The organism is Bradyrhizobium sp. NAS96.2, from assembly GCF_001908235.1.
Classification (GTDB): Bacteria; Pseudomonadota; Alphaproteobacteria; order Rhizobiales; family Xanthobacteraceae; genus Bradyrhizobium.
Genome location: NZ_LGHK01000060.1, coordinates 26,703 through 46,411, shown reverse-complemented (window position 1 = coordinate 46,411; position 19,709 = coordinate 26,703). Strand labels below are relative to the sequence as shown.

At 64.7% G+C, this 19,709-nt stretch carries 12 protein-coding genes and 2 pseudogenes; 6 read left to right on the top strand and 8 right to left on the bottom strand.

Going from position 1 to position 19,709, the window contains the following annotated elements; all coding sequences use genetic code 11:
* Nucleotides 1–128: 128 nt before the first annotated feature.
* The 5 genes and pseudogenes from AC628_RS14510 to AC628_RS14490 form a co-directional block, all read right to left on the bottom strand.
* Nucleotides 129–350: a formate dehydrogenase subunit delta gene (locus AC628_RS14510; RefSeq protein WP_074127479.1), complete on the bottom strand. Its 222-nt coding sequence runs from the start codon at nucleotides 348–350 to the stop codon at nucleotides 129–131.
* The gene (gene fdhD / locus AC628_RS14505; protein WP_074127478.1) at nucleotides 334–1,170 is read right to left on the bottom strand and encodes a formate dehydrogenase accessory sulfurtransferase FdhD; all 837 of its coding nucleotides are present in this window, start codon (nucleotides 1,168–1,170) and stop codon (nucleotides 334–336) included. The genes AC628_RS14510 and fdhD overlap by 17 nt, the downstream gene beginning before the upstream one ends.
* A 2-nt stretch (nucleotides 1,171–1,172) precedes the next feature.
* Nucleotides 1,173–4,049 carry a formate dehydrogenase subunit alpha gene (gene fdhF, locus AC628_RS14500; protein WP_074127477.1) on the bottom strand — a complete coding sequence of 959 codons (2,877 nt, stop codon included), beginning with the start codon at nucleotides 4,047–4,049 and terminating at the stop codon, nucleotides 1,173–1,175.
* A 13-nt stretch (nucleotides 4,050–4,062) separates the two neighbouring features.
* Entirely contained in the window at nucleotides 4,063–5,631 is a 1,569-nt protein-coding gene (locus AC628_RS14495) for a formate dehydrogenase beta subunit (protein WP_074127476.1), read from the bottom strand.
* A pseudogene (locus AC628_RS14490) lies at nucleotides 5,628–6,105 on the bottom strand (formate dehydrogenase subunit gamma). The gene AC628_RS14495 and the pseudogene AC628_RS14490 overlap by 4 nt, the downstream one beginning before the upstream one ends.
* 255 nt (nucleotides 6,106–6,360) lie before the next feature.
* On the opposite strand from AC628_RS14490, the gene AC628_RS14485 reads away from it, so the two are divergent.
* The 3 genes from AC628_RS14485 (at nucleotide 6,361) to mdoH (ending at nucleotide 11,040) form a co-directional block, all read left to right on the top strand.
* Nucleotides 6,361–7,257, top strand: coding sequence for a LysR family transcriptional regulator (locus AC628_RS14485; RefSeq protein ID WP_021082045.1), 897 nt, complete (start codon nucleotides 6,361–6,363; stop codon nucleotides 7,255–7,257).
* A 160-nt stretch (nucleotides 7,258–7,417) separates the two neighbouring features.
* Complete coding sequence (locus tag AC628_RS14480) at nucleotides 7,418–8,932, top strand: glucan biosynthesis protein G (protein WP_074127475.1); 1,515 nt, start codon at nucleotides 7,418–7,420, stop codon at nucleotides 8,930–8,932.
* Nucleotides 8,920–11,040, top strand: coding sequence for a glucans biosynthesis glucosyltransferase MdoH (mdoH, locus tag AC628_RS14475; protein ID WP_074127474.1), 2,121 nt, complete (start codon nucleotides 8,920–8,922; stop codon nucleotides 11,038–11,040). The genes AC628_RS14480 and mdoH overlap by 13 nt, the downstream gene beginning before the upstream one ends.
* Before the next feature lie 7 nt (nucleotides 11,041–11,047).
* Here mdoH and AC628_RS14470 read toward each other — a convergent pair whose 3' ends face one another.
* Together AC628_RS14470 and AC628_RS14465 are read right to left on the bottom strand one after the other, a co-directional pair.
* Nucleotides 11,048–13,369: a sensor histidine kinase gene (locus AC628_RS14470; RefSeq protein WP_074127473.1), complete on the bottom strand. Its 2,322-nt coding sequence runs from the start codon at nucleotides 13,367–13,369 to the stop codon at nucleotides 11,048–11,050.
* 193 nt (nucleotides 13,370–13,562) lie between these two features.
* The gene (locus AC628_RS14465) at nucleotides 13,563–14,951 is read right to left on the bottom strand and encodes a cation-efflux pump (protein WP_074127472.1); all 1,389 of its coding nucleotides are present in this window, start codon (nucleotides 14,949–14,951) and stop codon (nucleotides 13,563–13,565) included.
* 745 nt (nucleotides 14,952–15,696) lie between these two features.
* Here AC628_RS14465 and AC628_RS14460 point away from each other — a divergent pair.
* Nucleotides 15,697–16,722, top strand: a complete 1,026-nt coding sequence (locus tag AC628_RS14460; RefSeq protein WP_083632907.1) for a pyridoxal-phosphate dependent enzyme — start codon at nucleotides 15,697–15,699, stop codon at nucleotides 16,720–16,722.
* Nucleotides 16,723–17,243: 521 nt separating this feature from the next.
* On the top strand, nucleotides 17,244–17,837 hold the full coding sequence (locus tag AC628_RS14455; protein WP_074127470.1) for an SH3 domain-containing protein: 594 nt from the start codon (nucleotides 17,244–17,246) through the stop codon (nucleotides 17,835–17,837).
* Between the two features lie 64 nt (nucleotides 17,838–17,901).
* Here the strand turns inward: AC628_RS14455 and AC628_RS42890 are convergent.
* A pseudogene (locus AC628_RS42890) lies at nucleotides 17,902–18,715 on the bottom strand (L,D-transpeptidase).
* A 452-nt stretch (nucleotides 18,716–19,167) separates the two neighbouring features.
* Here AC628_RS42890 and AC628_RS14445 point away from each other — a divergent pair.
* On the top strand, nucleotides 19,168–19,662 hold the full coding sequence (locus AC628_RS14445; protein WP_210190205.1) for an RlpA-like double-psi beta-barrel domain-containing protein: 495 nt from the start codon (nucleotides 19,168–19,170) through the stop codon (nucleotides 19,660–19,662).
* Nucleotides 19,663–19,709 lie beyond the last annotated feature (47 nt).

Below are 19,709 nucleotides of genomic sequence, written 5' to 3'. Positions count from 1 at the left end.
TCATCCTGAGGTGCGAGCAGAGCGAGCCTCGAAGGATGCACGGCCACCAGCCGGTCCGTCGACCCTTCGAGACGCGCGCAAGAGCGCGCTCCTCAGGGTGACGGTGAGGGAAGGTCGCGCGCTATTCGCTACGCCTGCTGTCTCAGCTTGAGCAGCGCGTCGAGCACGTCGGGCTCGAGGCCGGCGCCGCCGGCGTCGAGATGGGCGAAGATCTGCTTGCGCATCCGCGGGTCCCAGAACTTCCAGATGTGCTCGGAGATGCCCTGCACGGCGCGCTCGTGCCCCTGGCTGTGGAAGAACTTTCCGATCTGGTTCGCCATATAGACCAGTTTGTCAGGCGACGACGACATAAGCGGACTCCTTGCCGGCCACCGCGCCTGTGACGCGTTCCGGATGGGTAAAGATCTCAAATCCATCGGCGCGGGCGATCGCGGCGAGCGTGATGCCGGCGGCATCCGCCATCCGCACCGCAAGCGCCGTCGGCGCCGACACGGCTGATATCAGCGGCGCGCCGATCGCGGCGGTCTTCTGCACCATTTCGACCGAGACGCGGCTGGTCAGCAGCACGATGCCGTCGCTGGCCATGACCTTGTCGCGGGCCAGCGCGCCGGCGAGCTTGTCGAGCGCATTGTGGCGGCCGACATCCTCGCGCAGCGCCACGATGCCGCGCGAGGCGGTCCAGAACGCGGCGGCGTGCACGGCGCGGGTCTGGTGGTTGATCTCCTGCAGCGGCGCGACCGCTGCCACCGCAGCCATGATCTCGCGCGGCGAGAACACGCGACCCGCCGGCACCACCGCGGCGGGCCGCATCGCCTCGCTGATCGAATCGAGGCCGCACAGGCCGCAGCCGGTCGGGCCGGCGATGTTGCGCCGCCGCTCGGCGATCCGTTCGGCCTTGTCAGGCTTGAGCCACATCCGCAGCTCGATGCCGTCGTCGAGCTCGACGATGTCGAGGGTCTCGATTTCGTCGGCCGATTGCACGATGCCTTCGCTCAGGCTGAATCCGACGGCGAAGTCGCCGAGGTCCTCGGGCGAGCCCATCATCACGGCATAGGTGCCGCCATTATAGGTCAGCGCCAGCGGCGTCTCCTCCGGGATCAGGCGCGCACCGTCGCTGAAAACGCTGTCGCGCCAGACCTTCCGGATCGCCTTGTGGACGGGCTCGCGCATCGCTACTCCGCAGCTTCCACGACGGGCGCGATGCGGCGGGAGTTGCGTGCCTGTTCGTCATAGGCCTTCTGCCAGTCGGACGGACCGTTCGACGGCGAGATCTGCACGGCGGTGACCTTGTACTCCGGACAGTTGGTCGCCCAGTCCGAGAAGTCGGTCGTGATGACGTTGGCCTGGGTGTCCGGATGGTGGAACGTGGTGTAGACCACGCCCGGCGCCACGCGGTCGGTGATTTCAGCGCGCAGCGTGGTCTCGCCGGCGCGGCTCGCCAGCCGCACCCAGTCGCCGTCGCGCACGCCGCGCTGCTCGGCGTCGTGCGGGTGGATCTCGAGCCGGTCCTCGGCGTGCCATACCACGTTCTCGGTGCGGCGGGTCTGCGCCCCGACATTGTACTGGCTGAGGATGCGTCCCGTCGTGAGCAGCAGCGGATAGCGCGGGCCGGTGCGTTCGTCGGTCGCGATATATTCGGTGAGGATGAACTTGCCCTTGCCGCGCACGAAGCCGCCGATATGCATTACCGGTGTGCCTTCCGGCGCCTTCTCGTTGCAGGGCCACTGCACCGAGCCGAGCTCATCAAGCTTGGCGTAGGAGACGCCGGCGAAGGTCGGCGTCAGCGCGGCGATCTCGTCCATGATCTCGGACGGATGAGAGTAGTTCATCGTGAAGCCCATCGCCTTGCCAAGCATGATCGTCACTTCCCAGTCGGCATAGCCGTTGAGCGGCGTCATCACCTTGCGGACGCGCTGGATGCGGCGCTCGGCATTGGTGAAGGTACCGTCTTTCTCGAGGAAGGTCGAGCCGGGCAGGAAGACGTGGGCGTAGTTCGCGGTCTCGTTCAGGAAGAGGTCATGGACGATGACGCATTCCATCGCCGACAGCGCCGCCACCACGTGCTTGGTGTTCGGGTCCGACTGCAGGATGTCCTCGCCCTGCACGTAGAGCCCCATGAAGCTGCCCTCGATCGCGGCGTCGAACATGTTGGGGATGCGCAGGCCCGGCTCGTTGTTGAGCTTGACGTTCCACATCGCCTCGAACTGCTCGCGCACCGCGTCGCCGGCGATGTGGCGGTAGCCCGGCAGTTCGTGCGGGAACGAGCCCATGTCGCAGGAGCCCTGCACGTTGTTCTGGCCGCGCAGCGGGTTCACGCCGACGCCGGGCCGGCCGATATTGCCGGTCACCATCGCGAGGTTGGCGATCGCGATCACCGTGGTCGAGCCCTGGCTGTGCTCGGTGACGCCAAGCCCGTAATAGATCGCGCCGTTGCCGCCGGTGGCATAGATCCGCGCCGCTTCGCGCAGCGCCTTCGGATCGACGCCGGTCATGTTCGCGGTGGCTTCGGGGCTGTGCTTGTCCTGGGCGACGAAGGCGGCCCAGTCCTCGAACTCGCTCCAGTCGCAGCGCTCGCGCACGAAGGCCTCGTCGGCGAGCCCTTCGGTGACGATGACATGCGCGAGCGCGGTGAGCACGGCGACGTTGGTGCCGGGCATCAGCGGCAGGTGCAGCGCCTTCACATGCGGCGATTCCACCATCTCGGTGCGGCGCGGATCGATCACGATCAGCCTGGCGCCCTGGCGCAGCCGCTTCTTCAGCCGCGAGGCGAACACCGGATGGGCCGAGGCCGGATTGGCGCCGATGATCAGCACGACGTCGGTGTCCTCGACCGAATCGAAATCCTGGGTGCCGGCCGAGGTGCCGTAGGTCTGCGACAGGCCGTAGCCGGTCGGCGAATGGCAGACGCGGGCGCAGGTGTCGACATTGTTGTTGCCGAAGCCGGCGCGGATCAGCTTCTGCACCAGATAGGTCTCTTCGTTGGTGCAGCGCGACGAGGTGATGCCGCCGACCGCGTCGCGGCCGTATTTCTGCTGGATGCCCTTGAACTTCGCGGCGGCGAAATTCAACGCCTCGTCCCACGACACTTCCTGCCAGGGATCCTCGATCCGCTCGCGGATCATCGGCTTCAGGATGCGCTCCTTGTGGGTGGTGTAGCCCCAGGCGAAGCGGCCCTTGACGCAGGAATGGCCGCGATTGGCTTTGCCGTCCTTCCACGGCACCATGCGCACGACTTCCTCGCCGCGCATCTCGGCCTTGAAGGCGCAGCCGACGCCGCAATAGGCGCAGGTGGTGACGACCGAGTGCTCGGGCTGGCCGATCTCGATCACGGATTTCTCGGTCAGCGTCGCGGTCGGGCAAGCCTGCACACAGGCGCCGCACGAGACGCATTCGGAGCCGAGGAAGCTCTCGTTCATGCCGGGCGAGACGCGGCTGTCGAAGCCGCGGCCGGAAATCGTCAGCGCGAAAGTGCCTTGCACCTCTTCGCAGGCGCGGACGCAGCGCGAGCAGACGATGCATTTCGAGGGATCGTAGGTGAAGTACGGATTGGACTCGTCCTTCGGCATCCAGTTGTCGTTTTCGCAGCCGTGAGATTTGGCGAAGACATGGTTCTCGCCCTCATAGCCGTAGCGCACGTCGCGCAGGCCGACGGCGCCCGCCATGTCCTGCAATTCGCAGTCGCCGTTCGCGGCGCAGGTCAGGCAGTCCAGCGGATGGTCGGAGATGTAGAGCTCCATCACGCCCTTGCGCAGCTTCTTCAGCCGCTCGCTCTGGGTGTGCACGATGAGGCCGGGCATGACCGGCGTGGTGCAGGAGGCGGGCGTGCCGGCGCGGCCCTCGATCTCGACGAGGCAGAGCCGGCAGGAACCGAAGGCGTCGACCATGTCGGTCGCGCAGAGCTTTGGAATCTGGGTGCCGGCTTCCATCGCCGCGCGCATGATCGAGGTGCCCTCGGGCACGGTGATCTGATTGCCGTCGATGGTCAGCGTGACCATCGTCTCGGATTTGGATTTGGGCGTGCCGAAATCGGTTTCCTGGATCAGCGACATCGTGATTTCCTTGCTATTCCGCGGCCTGCAGGTGGGCCGGTGCGGGACCTAAATCTCCGCCAAAATCTTCCCGGAAGTGTTTCAGTGCGCTCATCACGGGGTAGGGCGTGAAGCCGCCGAGTGCACACAGCGAGCCGAATTTCATCGTGTTGCAGAGGTCTTCGATCACCGCGAGGTTCTCAGCGACGCGCTCGCCGTTGATGATCTTGTTGATGGTCTCGACGCCGCGGGTCGAGCCGATCCGGCACGGCGTGCACTTGCCGCAGGATTCGATCGCGCAGAACTCCATCGCGAAGCGCGCCTGCTTGACCATGTCGACGGTGTCGTCGAACACCACGATGCCGCCATGGCCGATCAGGCCGTCGCGCGCGGCAAACGCCTCGTAGTCGAACGGCGTGTCGAACAGTGCGCGGGGGAAGTAGGCCCCGAGCGGGCCGCCGACCTGCACCGCGCGCACCTCGCGTCCGGTGAAGGTGCCGCCGCCGATCTCGTCGACGAGTTCGCCGAGCGTGACGCCGAACGCGGTCTCGAACAGCCCGCCGTACTTGATGTTACCGGCGAGCTGGAGCGGCATCGTGCCGCGCGAGCGGCCCATGCCGAAATCGGCGTAGGCCTTGGCGCCGTTGTCGAGGATGAAGGGGATCGCCGCGAACGACAGCACGTTGTTGATCACGCTCGGACGGCCGAACAGGCCCTTGTGCGCGGGCAGCGGCGGCTTGGCCCGCACGATGCCGCGGCGGCCCTCGAGGCTCTCCAGCAGCGAGGTCTCTTCGCCGCAGACATAGGCGCCGGCGCCGACCCGCACCTCGAGATCGAATTCGTGCGCAGAGCCGCCGATGCGCTTGCCGAGCAAGCCGGCGCGTCGCGCGGCCACGATCGCCGCGTTCATCGCCTCGACCGCGTGCGGATATTCCGAGCGGATGTAGATGTAGCCTTTGGTCGCGCCGACCGTGATACCCGCGATCGTCATGCCTTCGATCACGACGAAGGGGTCGCCCTCCATGATCATGCGGTCGGCGAAGGTGCCGCTGTCGCCTTCGTCGGCGTTGCAGACGATGAATTTGCGATCGGCGCTGGCCTGCGCAACGGTCTTCCACTTGATGCCGGTCGGGAAGCCGGCGCCGCCGCGGCCGCGCAGGCCGGACGTGGTGACGTCGGCAAGGATCTGGTCGGAGCTCAGCGTCAGCGCCCGCTCGAGGCCCTTGTAGCCGCCATGGGCGCGGTAGTCGTCGACCGAGCGCGGATCGATCACACCGCAGCGGGCGAAGGTCAACCGGGTCTGGCGCTTCAGCCAGGGGATCTCGTCCGTGACACCAAGCCGCAGCGCATGCTGGCCATTGCCGGCCATCGCATCGAGCAGGGATGGCACTTCCGCCGCGGTCACCGGGCCGTATGCGACGCGGCCCTGCGTAGTCGCCAGTTCGACCATCGGCTCCAGCCAGTACAGCCCGCGCGAACCAGTCCTGATAATCTCGATCGGCGTGCCGCGCGCCGCTGCGGCCTGCGCGAAGGCGAGGGCGATCTCGTCGGCGCCGACGGCGATAGCGCCGGCATCGCGGGGAACGAAGATCCGCAGTGTCATCGCTGTGCCTCCGCGACCAGCGCATCGATCCGCGCTTCGTCGAGCCGGCCGACCACGCGGCCATCCAGCATCGCCGACGGCGCAGTGGCGCAGAGCCCGAGGCAGTAGATCGGCTCCAAGGTCGCGCGCTCATCCGCCGTGGTGTGTCCGAGTGAGACACCCAGTTTGGCCTCCGCCCCGCGCCGCCAGCGCGTCGCCGCCGGCGGCCTGGCAGGCCTCGGCGCGGCAGAGCTTGAGGACATGGCGTCCGGCGGGTGCCTTACGGAAGTCGTGGTAGAAGGTGAACACGCCGTGCACTTCGGCGCGGGACAAATTGAGCGCCTCCGCGACCATCGGGATCGCGGGCTCCGGCACGTAGCCGAAGGCTTCCTGCAGCGCGTGCAGGATCACCAACGTGGCGCCTTCAAGCGCGGTATGCTCGGCAATGATTTCAGCGCCGCGCGCCGTGTCCCAAGGTTCGTATCCCACCGTCATCCGTGCTTCCCACGATCCATTTTTTGCTGCGCGCATCAGAGTTGGAATCGTTCGAAACATCAATAAAGCTGTCTCATGCGGCGATTGCGAAACGCGATTAATAGCGTTGCCGAATGGGTCGATCCGGGATCGCAATAATGTTCTGGAATCACGCACTTCCGGGACGCTTTGGATTTCGGGATCGCACCCCGATCGTGCTACCTATGGACACGTGGGCTGCCGCTTGGGGCGCCGTATTCCGAGGGGGTTTGAACCTTGATCGACAAGCTGGAACTTCTGCTGGCGCTGGCCAAGGAGCGGCATTTTGGCCGGGCTGCGGAGGCCTGCGGCGTCACCCAGCCGACCATGTCGACCAGCCTCAAGCAGCTCGAGGAGATCCTCGGCGTCATGCTGGTGCAGCGCGGATCGCGCTTCCAGGGTTTCACGCCGGAGGGCGAACGGACGCTTGACTGGGCGCGGCGCATCGTCGGCGACGCGCGGGCGATGAAGCAGGAGATCAACAGCCTCAAGGACAAGCTGTCCGGCGAGATCCGGATCGCGGCGATCCCGACCGCGCTCGGCATGGTGGCCTCGTTGACCACGCCGTTCCGGGCACGCCATCCCGATGTGCGTTTCCGCATCCAGTCCTGCACGTCCGCCGACGTGCTCGGCCTGCTCGAAAATCTCGAGGTCGATGCCGGACTGACCTACATCGAGAACGAGCCGATCGGCAAGGTCCGCACCATCCCGCTCTACAATGAGAGCTATCGGCTGCTGACCGCGCCGGATGCGATGTTCGGCGACCGCAAGCAGGTGACGTGGAAGGAAGTCGGCACCGTGCCACTCTGCCTGCTCACGCCCGACATGCAGAACCGCCGCATCATCGATCGCGCGCTGACCTCGGTCGGTGCGGAAGCGACGCCGACGCTGACCTCGAATTCGCTGCTCGTGCTCTACACCCATGTGAAGACCGGGCGCTGGGCCAGCGTGATGCCGGCCAAGCTCGCCGAGACGCTTGGCCTTGCGGACGCCGTGCGCAGCATTCCGATCGTCGATCCGGTGGTGGACTACAGCATCGGCCTCGTGATCCCGCAGCGCGATCCGATGACGCCGCTGATCGCCGCCCTGGTGCAGGTCGCGCGCGAGGTCGCGCCCAAGCTGGAGAGCGCGTAGCGCGCGGCGATCAGCCGAGCTCTCTCACGACGGTTCCCGCTTGAGGCATTCGCCGGGCCCGCCCGCCGCGAAGCAATCTTCTCGTGCGCGCGGCAATCGGGGAACTCAGCGGCGGCTCGGTGGTTTCATTGCGGCGTCCCGGCAAGCGAGAGGAGCCGCTTTGAATCGTCGCCAGTTACTCCACGGATCGGCCGTGTTGCCGACACTATTGCTGTTGCCGCAGCGAGAAGCCGCAGCCGCTGGGAACAATTCGGACGCACCTTTCGATCCGTCGATGGTGAGGGACCTCGCCCGCAACCTCGCCGCCAAGCCGTTTGAGGCGCCCGACGAGAAGTTGCCCAGCGGTCTGAAGGACCTGACCTACGATCAGTACCGCACCATCCGCTTCGTGCCCGAGCGCGCGCTGTGGCGCGGCCAGAAGCTGCCGTTCGAAGCGCAGTTCTTCCATCGCGGCTTCTTCTACAAGAACAAGGTCCAGATCTTCGAGGTCGCGGACGGCAAGGTCAGCGAAGTCGGCTACAGCAAGGACAGTTTTTCGTTCGGCAAGGACGTGCCCGCATTCACCGAGACCGATCTTGGTTTTGCCGGACTTCGTATCCACGCGCCGATCAACAAGCCGGACTATTACGACGAGGTTTGCGTCTTCCTCGGCGCGAGCTATTTCCGCGCCGTCGCCAAGGATGAGACCTACGGCCTGTCGGCGCGCGGCCTGTCGATCGACACCGGCGAAGCGAAGGGCGAGGAGTTTCCGGTCTTCAAGGCGTTCTGGCTCGAGCGTCCCGTGCCCAACGCGACCTCGCTGGTCATTCACGCCTTGCTCGACAGCAAGAGCTGCGCGGCGAGCTACCGCTTCACGATCAGACCCGGCAAGACCACGGTGTTCGATGTCGAGGCATCGGTCTATCCGCGTGTCGATCTCGAGCATGCCGGCCTCGCGCCGATGACGAGCATGTTCTTCTTCGGGCCGAACGATCGCAACGAGGTCGATGACTTCAGGCCGTCGGTGCACGATTCCGACGGGCTTGCGATCTACAACGGCAAGGGCGAAAGCCTGTGGCGTCCGCTGAGCAATCCGCGCGATCTCCAGATCAGCACCTTCCAGGACATCAATCCGCACGGTTTCGGGCTGATGCAGCGGGAGAAGAATTTCTTCGCCTATCAAGACATCGAGTCGAGCTTCGAGAAGCGCCCGAGCCTGTGGGTCGAGCCGATCGGCGACTGGGGCGAGGGTGCGGTCATCCTGTTCGAGATTCCGACCAAGGAAGAGATCCACGACAATATCGCCGCGTTCTGGCGGCCGAAGGCGCCGCTCAAGGCCAAGAGCGAGACCAATCTGACCTATCGGCTGCATTGGGGGCCCGACGCGCCGAAGCCACACTCGCTGGCGCGGGTCACACGCACCGGCATCGGCGCGCATGGCGAGAACAGCAAGCTGTTCGTGCTCGACCTGATCGGAGACAATCTGAAGGGGATCGATCCCGATAGCATCAGGGGCGTGGTGTCGGCCGAGAAGGCCGAGATCACCAATATCGTCACGCAGCCGAATCCGAATACGGGCGGCTGGCGGCTCAGCTTCCAGTGTGCCGTCAAGAAGGACCCGATCGAGCTGCGCGCGCATCTGGCGCAGGATGACAAGCCGCTCTCGGAGATCTGGGTCTATCGATGGGCGCCATAGTCGCGTCGCCTCATGCCGTCATCGCGCCAGCGGTCGACGGCTTCCTGCCGCAAGAGAGCCCGCTTGCGATGTCGGCCGCTGATCTGGGTCAGCCGCCGCGCGCGGTGAGCAAGCCGGTGCCGGTCGGTGCCGGCATGTTCATGCGCCGCGCGTTCATTCTGGTGCTGACGGCGGTGCTGACCGGCGCCGGCGCCTACGAGATGTATATGGTGGTCCAGGTCGGCGGCGTGACGATCATGGAATGGATGGTGCTGGTGCTGTTCGTGGCGCTGCTCGCCTGGATCGCGTTTTCGTTCGCTTCGGCGCTGGCCGGCTTCTTCGTTCTGCTTCGGCGCAAGGGCAATGCCTTGCCGATCCGCGTCGATGGTCCGTTGCCGCAACTCGCGAGCCGGACCGCGGTGCTGCTCCCGACCTATAACGAGAATCCGCATCAATTGATGGCGCGCCTGCGCGCGATCTATGAGTCCGTCGAGGCGACCGGACAGGCCGAGCGCTTCGACTGGTTCGTGCTCAGCGACACGCGCGATCCCGATATCTGGATCGCCGAGGAACAGGCGTTCCTCGCGCTCAGTGATGCCTGCGGCGGCGGACGGCTCTACTACCGGCATCGTGCCGACAACACCGCGCGGAAGTCCGGCAATGTCGGCGAGTGGATCACGCGCTTCGGCGGCGCCTACCAGTTCATGATCGTGCTCGACGCCGACAGCCTGATGTCGGGCGACACCATGGTGCGGATGGTTCACGCCATGGAGACCAATCCGCAGGCGGCGCTGCTGCAGACGCTGCCCGTCATCGTCAATGCGCGCAGCCTGTTCAGCCGCCTGCAACAGTTCGCCGGACGGCTGTACGGGCCGATGGTCGCCGCCGGTGTTGCGTGGTGGCACGGTTCCGAAGGCAATTACTGGGGGCACAATGCCATCATCAGGATCCAGGCCTTTGCGGAGCAGGCGGGTCTGCCTGAACTCTCCGGACGCAAGCCCTTCGGCGGACATATCCTGAGCCACGATTTCGTCGAGGCGGCGCTGATGCGGCGTGCCGGTTGGGGCATCTACATGGCGCCGACGCTTGGCGGCAGCTTCGAGGAGGTGCCGCCGTCGCTCTTGGATTTCGCCGCGCGTGACCGGCGCTGGTGCCAGGGCAATCTGCAGCATCTCGCGGTGCTGACCACGCGCCGCCTGCACTGGATCTCGCGGCTGCATTTCATGACCGGGATCGGCTCCTACATCACCGCGCCAATGTGGCTGTCGTTCCTGCTGCTCGGAATCCTGATCTCGTTGCAGGCGCGCTTCATTCGCCCGGAGTATTTTCCGAAGGGCTTTTCGCTGTTTCCCAACTGGCCGGCGCAGGATCCCGTGCTCGCCGCCTGGGTGTTCGGCCTCACCATGGCGCTGCTGATCGTGCCGAAGCTGCTCGGCTTCATCCTGTTGCTGACGCGCTCGGACATGCGCCGGCAATTCGGCGGCGGCCTTCGGACCTTTACCGGTGTCATCGCCGAGGTGCTGATCTCGGCGATGATCGCGCCCGTGATGATGGTGTTCCAGTCGATCGCGGTCGTCGAGATCCTGCTCGGCCGTGACGCAGGCTGGCAGACGCAGCGGCGCGATGACGGCGAGGTCGAACGGCGGGAGCTATATCGCAAATACGGCGTCCCGACCGCCTGCGGCGTCGCGATGGCCGCCAGCGCCTATGCCGTGTCGTTGCCGCTGCTGCTGTGGATGTCGCCGGTGATCGTTGGCCTCCTGTTTGCGATCCCGATCGGAGCCTGGACGGCCAAGCCCGCGATGCGCTCGCTGTTCGTGACGCCGGAAGAGAGCGGGCCGCCGGGCGTGCTGATCCGCGCCAACGAGCTGGCGGCGGCGCCTGCCCACGCATCGGCTCCGGCGCTTGCGGCGCTGCGGCAGGATACCGGCCTGCTGCATCGGCATCTGTCGTCGCTTCCACCGGCGCGGCGCGACGGTCCGGGCGAGATCGATCTTCACCGCGCGGTGGCGCGCGCGCGGATCGAAGCAAGCGACAGCTTCGACGAGGTAGTCGATCATCTGACGCCGCGCGAGACGCTCGCCGTTCTCGGCGATCCGGCGCTGCTGGAAGAGGCACTCGCGAAGTAGGTGGGGCTCAGGCCGCTACTGGCAGCCTGGTCTGCAGCGAGCGGGGATCGCGGGGCAGGGTGACGCGGACGACGGTGCCGACGCCGAGCTTGGAGCGCAGCTTCATCGAGCCGCCGTGCAGGTTGGTGAGCGAGCGGGCGATCGCAAGTCCGAGGCCCGAGCCCTGGTAGCTCTTGGTGAGCTGGCTCTCGACCTGCTCGAACGGCTTGCCGAGCCGGCGCAGCGATTCCGGCGCGATGCCGATGCCGCTGTCGGCGATCAAGAGCACGATCGAGTCGTCGAGCATCTGGCCGCGCACGAGCACGCGGCCGTTGTCGGGCGTGAATTTCACGGCATTGGAGAGCAGGTTGACGATGATTTGCTTGACCGAGCGGCGGTCGGCGACAACCGAGATCGTGCTTTCGATATCCGATTCCAGCGACAGGCCCTTGTGCTCGGCGCGGCCCGAGACCACCCGCAGCGACTCGGCGAGGATGCCGGAGAGGTCGAGCGGCTCCATGTCGAACTTCATCCGGCCGGCCTCGATCTTCGACATGTCGAGAATGTCGTTGATGACCTCGAGCAGGTATTTCCCCGAGGTCAGGATGTCGTGGCAGTACTCCGCGTATTTGTCCGAGCCGAGCGTCCCGAACAGGCCGCTGCCCATGATCTCGGAGAAGCCGATGATGGCGTTGAGCGGCGTGCGCAGCTCATGGCTCATATTGGCGAGGAACTTCGACTTCGCGGCGTTGGCGTCCTCGGCGCGGGTCTTCTCCTGTGAATACTTCTCGGCGAGGTCGGCGAGCTCGACCGCCTGCCGCTCCAGCTCGGATTGCGAGCGTTGCAGGTCGATCACGGTGGCGCGCAGCCGCAGGTCGTTGTCGACCAGCTTCTGCTCGTGCGCCTTGATGCGGGTGATGTCGGTGCCGACCGAGACGTAGCCGCCGTCCTTGGTGCGGCGCTCGCTGATGTGCAGCCAGCTGCCGTCGTCGAGCTGGGCCTCGAAGGTGCGGGCGCCCGGCGCCGGCACGCCGCTCTCGTGCAGGCGGGTGCGCACCTCGGGCATGCTGCCGACCTCGATCACGGTCTCGTAGGAGGTGCCGGGGCTGACGGCGGTATCGGGCAGCTTGTGCAGCCGCTGGAAGTGCGAGTTGCAGAGCACGAGGCGGTCGTCGGCATCCCAGAGCACGAAGGCTTCCGGAATGGTCTCGATCGCGTCGCGCAGCCGGAGGTCGGCTTCCACCGACTTTTCGGCGAGGCTCTTCTGCTCGGTGATGTCGACCGCGATGCCGATCAGATGCAGGCCGTTGTCGGCGGCGGCGTGGCTGAGCTCGCAGCGCACGCGCAGCCAGATCCAGTGGCCGCCGACATGACGCATGCGGAAGCTCTGGTCGATGTGATCGATCTTGTTCGAGATCAGCTGGTCGGCGATGTCGAACAGGTTGATGTCGTCGGAGTTCACCAGCGCGTTGACCTCGCCGAAGGTGAGGAGGTCGTTGCGGCTGTCAAGGCCGAGCAGGGTGAACATCGACTGCGACCAGAAGATCCTGCCGCGCGACAGGTCCCAGTCCCACAAGCCGCAGCGGCCGCGGTTGAGCGCGGTATCGATCCGGCCGCGCACGGCGTCGTTAATCAGGTCGCCCTCGCGGGCGCGGGTCGATTGCCAGTGGAAGGCGAAGCCGAGGATCAGCACCACGAAGCTCGTGGTCGCCGACAGCGTCACCGAGAGTGCGGCGTCCGATCCCCAGATCGGCTCGTTCATCTCCTGGATGACGACGACCTGGCCGGGCAGCGACTTGACGAGTTGCGAGATCGCCAGCGCGCCGGTGCCGCTCGGCAGCGTCATGTCGCTGACCGCGCCCTGCTGGCCCGGAGCGATCAGGAGTTGCGCGGTGGAGACGATGTCGAGGATGCGGTCGTTCTCGCCGGCGCCGTCGATCGGCACGCGCGCCAGCACGCGGTGATCGGCGCTGGTGATGATGACGTGGCGGCCATAGGTGATGCCCCAGGACGGGATCAGATCCGGCAGCAGCTCCTGCAGCTTCTCGATATTGGCGAGCCGCTCGCGGCGCACCGAGGTCAGGCGGTCGAGACGCTCGGCGAGGATGTCGGAGAGTGCGGCGAGATCGCGCTTCATCGCGCCGCGCTTCTGCCGGTTCTGGTCGATCACCTGGACGAAGGCGCCGAGGCAGATCGTGATGAGGAAGGCGATGATGAGCGTCGGGACAGCGCGGCGCAGTGCAGGCTCGGCCGTCAACAGCCTGTGATAGGCCGGTTTCGCGATCGACTGCGCCAATCCTTTGATCGAATCGGATTGGACGCAAGCGTTCGCTGCATGCGCGCGCGCCATGCCTTAGACCCCCATCTAAGCTTGATTTTTTACCAGGATCGGATGCTCCCCACGTCGCATCCGAATCATGATCATTTGAATCCAGATTTCCGGGACTGTCGAGAGTCAACGATTCGTTAATGCGAAATAATTCTTGCCCAAAACAGAATCGGGTTGCGCAAAGTGAGTCCGAAACAGGAACGGCTCCGTAGAATTACGCGCGCGCCGGTTCTGCGTGACTGATCACACGCTTCACGGTCGGGAACGCGCGGCGCAGTTTGCGTTCAATCTCGTCGACGCTTTCGTGCACCTTGATCACACTCATCGAAGGCTCGGCGCGGCAATGGAAGTTGACGATCTCGCCGGCGTCGGTGTTGCGGACCCGTACATTGTGAATGTCATGGATCGCGCCGCCATCGGCAAATCCGGTCAGCGCGGTCTTGATGGCCTCGACGCGGTCGGGCGCGGCATCGGTTCCCCACGGCAGTTCCGGCTGCAGCGGCTCGATATGGGTGTCGACCTCGACGTCCTCGCCGAAATCCTCGCGGATCGCGCGCTCGAGCTCGTGGGCAATGTCGTGTGCGGCATCCAGCGCCATGTCGCTGTCGAGCTCGAGGTCGATGCCGACGATCAGCTTGCCGTCGATGTCGTGGACGGTGACGTGGTGGATGGCGAGGCCGGAATTGCGCGCGATCACCATGATGCGTTCGCGCACGCTCTCATTGTCGCGCGCCACCGGCACCGCGGTGAAGGTGAGGTCGGCGTCGCCGAACGCCTTGGTCATCGCCTCCTGCGCCCGGCGCTTGATGTCCTCGACGCGGTCGATCGGGTAGGTGCGCGGCACCTTGGCGATGGCATCGATGAAATGCGTCGCGCCGACCATGCGGACCCGCAAGCGGTCGACGTCGACCACGCCCGGCACGGCCTTGATGGCGGCGGTGGCCTCTTCCAGCGCGCCTTCGGGCGCGCGGTCGAGCAGGGTCTCGACCGTCTCCCGCGCCATGCGCAGGCCGAGCAGGGCGATCATCACGGCGACCGCGATCGCCGCCGCCGCGTCGCCCCACCAGAAGCCGAGGCCTGCCAGCACCAGGCCGACGATGACGGCGGTCGAGCCCATCACGTCGGAGGCGAAATGCAGCGCGTCGGCGGCCAGCGCCTGGCTCTTGGTATCGCGCGCGGCGCGGTGCAGCGCGCGGGCGCGCCACAGATTGACGCCGATATCGAGGAGGAGAACGATGAAGGGGATGGCCGAGATCGACGGCGGCGGCGCGCCCTCGCGCAAATGGCTGTAAGCCTGCACCAGGATGCCGCCGGCCAGCACATAGAGCATGGCGATGATGCCGAGCGCCGAGACGCTCTCGAACTTGCCGTGGCCGTAATGATGCTCGGCGTCGGCCGGCTGATCCGACACCCGCACCACCGCCCAGGTGATGATGGTGGCGACCAGGTCGATCGACGAGTGCAGCGCCTCGGAGATCAAGGCCAGCGATCCGATGGCGATGCCGACGACGAATTTCGCGACGGCCATGCTGCCGCTGGCAAGGATCGAGATCGCGGCGACGGATGTCTTGGTCGAGGATGTGCTGGTGTTTGAACAGGTCATGGGCGGCGGTGTAGCAGGGAGTCCGTGAACATCAAGTGCCAGTCGTCGTTCGCCATGCGCAATCGCAACTCACTTGCAAGTGCGTGTCTCGGTAGTGGAGTTGTTGCGAACTATTCCGAATCTCAAGACGGCACCGCGCAGTTCATCGGTCGCACCTGTTTGCGCCAATCACGCCGTCGTCCTGGCGAAAGCCAGGACCCACAACCACTGGGTCGTGTTGTTGAGGTGAGCTGTAGCAACTGCATCGCGTCGTAACTGGCATTCGGGGTAATGGGTCCTGGCTTTCGCCAGGACGACACCGATGGTTCTCGCGCGATACGGCCCGCCATCATTACGTACCTGTCTCCGGTGTCATCGCCCGCGAAAGCGGGCGACCCAGTATTCCAGAGGCAGTCGTTATTGAACCGAGAAGCCGCGGCGTACCGGATCACCCGCATTCGCGGGCGATGACAGCTGCGAGTGAGGACGCACCATCGCATTCTCGCGAAATGATCTGCCCGAGCTCTGCATTTCGTTTCGCTGCTCTGACAACAGAGGGCGCAGGGAATGCCGGGTGCGCGCTGCACCCGCGGTCTCGTGTGCAAAAGCGGAAACAAAAACGCACACGAGCATACGCGGGAGACACTCCGGCATTCCCTGCGCCACACGCCAATTGAATCGAATCGTCACAATAATTGACCCGACACAGATTTGAGCGCGGTCGATATTTGTCTAGGCTGTCTTGCCGTGTTCACGGAAGGTAACGATGCTTGGTCACTCCCTTGATCTGCTGCCGCGAGACCTTGAATTTATTTCGCAGCAAGCTTGCAGAACCCCCATGCGATCTTCGTCCGAGTTAAATGCTCGGGTCGGATACACAGTCTACGTTAAAGATGAAACCCTCCAACGCAGTGGATCGTTCAAGTTTCGGGGCGCAATACTGGGGGTCCGCAATGCCTCACAAGGCGTCGTAGCCGCGGGAGCTGGAAACTTCCCAATTGCAGTTGGCTTGGCCGCCCAAACACTTTGCAAGCCGGCCTCTTTGATTATGCCAAGCGACGCACCGGCCTTCAAACTAGAGCAGGCTCGAAGAACTGGAGCAGAGATACATCTCGCGGAACGCTCGGAGTTGGCAGAACGCGCCGAAGTCGAGGCACGAAAGCGCAGTTGGCGTAACCTCCATGCCTTCGAAGATATGGAGATGATTGCGGGCAGCTTCACACTGGGCTCGGAGATCGCCGCTGCGATCGACGCAAGTAATTCGAAGTCTGACGCCGTCGTCGTGGCCTGTGGCGGCGGCGGATTGGCGGCTGGCGTGGCGCTGGCCCTGCGCTCCAGATCTATTTCTGCGGAGATCTATGTTGTCGAGCCGGAAACCCACCCACGATATGCTCGCGCGCGTGCGCTGGGCGCGCCCATCCGGATCGATCCCGTTGGCGACACCTCATGTGATGCCTTGCGGTCTCGCAAGATTGGCGTACGTGCGTTCGAAATTTTGGAGAAATCGGAAGTCCGGCTGTGCGCGGTCAGCGACAAGTTGGTGGAGGACGCACGTTGCCTCTTGCGCGACGTTTGCGGCATCCAGGTTGAGCCGAGTGGAGCGGTTGCGTTGGGGGCAGTTTTGGCAGGCGTCGTCGCCGAGAAGCACGCCCGAGTATGGGTCATTGCCTGCGGGGGAATGTGGAGCCCAAATGCTGACCGCGTAGCATCGCTTCAGCGGTGCTCTGATCAGGCTTCCGCTCTCCCCGGAGCCCACTGGTTGGTTGCGCGGCGAATGCCCTGGCGGACCTGACTTATGGCTAGCCGGGGTCCGGTAGTCCGCGCCAAAAACGGGAGGGCGATCCTGCTTATCAGGAGCCGTCGAGCACGCTATCATGCCATAGCTTGGACAAGACTGAGCGGGAGGCTGGGCGCTGATCAACGCTGACCGATACCGAGACGGCAGTCTTGGATGACATTGGACGGAAGAGGGACACGCCAATGAGCTCCACAACCACTCCGAATGCAGGTGAAGCTGGCGCGGGCCCGACCGCGAGCGCCGATGAACGATTAGCGGAAGCCCACAAGCAGATCGTCCGCGCGGATGAGGAGCTCACGCGCTTGAGCGAGCAGCTTGCAAAGCTGGAGCGCGACGCTGCGCCGCCACCGTCGCCGGCGTCGGCTGCACCCGTCCTGCCCTCGGTCGGACCTGCTGCTTCATCCGGTCCTGCGGCTCCGTCCGGTCCTGGTGCTTCGTTCGGACCTGCTTCGTCCGGACCTGGCTCGCCATCATCGTCCGGAAGGCCGGCTTTCCGGGCCCTTGCCGCCTTGTCGATGGCGGCGTGCGTCGTTGTCGCAGTGCTGGCTTCGCAGTCGTCCTATGGTGCGAAAGCCAAGCTGGTTGTCGCCCGCTGGGTGCCGCAGCTCGCTTCGGCTCCATCATCGCCGCCGAATGATCCGCCGCTTCCCGTGCGGCGAGCCCCATCGGCCGTTCAAGTTGCCGCGGCGGAGCCTGCGCCACCGCAACCGACGCCCGCGCCGCCGGTCGCAACGCAGGACGCCGCGCCGAAGGCAACGCCGGACACAGCGCCGCCGGCTCCTGCAGCGGCTCCGGATCGGACCGAGCTGCTGCAAACCATTGCGCGCGATCTCGCCAACGTGCAGCGAAACATCGAACAGCTCAAGGCGGAGCAGCAACAGACGGCCCGCGAGAGCTCCAAAGCCATCGAGGAGCTCAAGGCAAGCCAGGAGGAATTGAAACGGGCGCTCGCGAAGGTTTCCGAGCAGAAGGCGTCGGCGCCTCCGACGCAGCCACCTTCGACGCAGCCGGCTCCGAGCCCTCGCAAGCCCCAGCGGACATATGAGCCGCCCTACGCGAGAGGGCCGCCTCGGATGCCGCCAAGGGAATGGCTCTACGACGACTGGTAGCCGTCGATGTGGCGATCATCGAATCTCACCGCAGCACAGGTGATGATCGCGAAGACCAGGCACGTCATGAGCGTTGCGACGGGGATGCCTGGTCCGGTGTTTGGAAGGCGGCGTCGGGCGGCGTTCCCGGGGACGATCGATGGGCTGATGTTGCTGGAAGCACGATCACTTTCGCTCCGATTTTCACCCGCTCATAGAGGTCCATGACGTCGTCATTGGTCAGCCGGATGCAGCCGGATGAGACCCGCTTCCCGATCGTGTCGGGTTTGTTGGTGCCGTGAATTCTATATTCAGTCTCGCCCAGATACATCGCCCGAGCGCCAAGCGGATTTCCGGGACCGCCTGCCATGAACCGCGGCAGATAAGGCTGACGCGAAATCATCTCCGAAGGCGGACGCCAATCCGGCCATGCTGTTTTGCGGGCCACGGTCTGTTCACCGGACCACGTGAAACCCTCGCGACCGACACCGATGCCGTAGCGCAGTGCTTGCCCGTCGTTCAGAACGAGATAGAGGAATGTGTTTTCAGTATCGATGACGACGGTGCCCGGCGTCTGGTGGCTGACGTAGTCAACCATCTGCCGATCAAGTCTTCCGGGTGCGACAGCGGCTTTTGGTGTTTCGATCCGAGGCGCCGGGGCCGGGACTGGAGCGGGAACTGGCACTGGTACGTGAACTGGAGTTGGCGTGCGGGCTGGAGCTGGAGCTGACAGCGCGAGGACTTGATGCGCGGTCGATTTTTTTTGTCGGTTGAATGCTCGCCGGGCGAGACAGCAAACCGTACCCCAATGCGGCAACGGCCATGACGCCGATTGCAACTCTTCCGGCCGTCGGTAGTGCGAGCGTCTCTGTCTTCGCACGCTTTGCCCGCTTTGCCATGTCTTTCCCCAGGTCCCTGTGCCTGGACGAGGTAGCGAGCAAATTCTAACAAACTGCGAAGCGATCTCGCTCAGGCCGGAAGTCGTTAAGCATCGTTAACGCCAGCGCGGCTGCAGCTTGCGCGCTTCGACGGCGGGCCTGATCTCCTTGCACACTCGTCGAAGATCTCGCGGATCTCCTCGATCGAGCGGGTGCGGAAGGTGACGCCGATGCACTGTTCACGCGCCGTCGAGGACGTTCTGTTCAGTCATGTTGCTGACGCATTCTCTGTCTTAGTCGGGCGAGAACTAAAAACACTGTGTGGGACCGGCTGCGGTTCCCACAATGGTTCCGTCGCCGGAATTGGCACGAATCCGCAAAGAACTGGCACCGGGTTAACGTCTCCACGTTCACTCGGCGATGTTTTGCGAAATCGGGAACCGAACGATCGAGAAAAAATCAGTCAAGGAGTTATGATGCTGTTCGGCTCGAGCGCCGCAGTTTGCGGCGCCGTAGTTGCGCTCACCATTTTTGGCCGAGCTGCTGGAAGTGAAATCGGTGCGGTTCATTCAAGCGATGTCGTCAATGCTGCTTGCGGGGATGCGATCGTTGGCGCAGCATCCATGTACAATCCGTTCAAGCCCGGCAAGGAGGAGGGCGGTCCGAGCACTGCTTCCGGCGAGCGCTATGATCGCTCGGCCTGGGCGGCCGCCATCAAGACAAGTCTGCGTCGGAAGTTTGGTGGGGTCGAATTCGGCGCGAGGCCGAAATATGCGCTGGTCGAGGCTGCAGGCAAGAAGGTCATCGTCAAGATAAATGATGTGGGGCCACTCAGGCCTGGCCGCATCATTGATCTCAATGAGCGGACGATGCGTTATTTCGATCCAAGTCTGGAGCTCGGAGTCATCAGCGATGTAAAAGTTAGCCCGCTTGCGGGGGATTATTGGGTCCCCGGACCGGTCGGCTGAACCGGCTATTGACCGAGGGCTGTCGCTCCTATTCAAGTGCGTGGGGC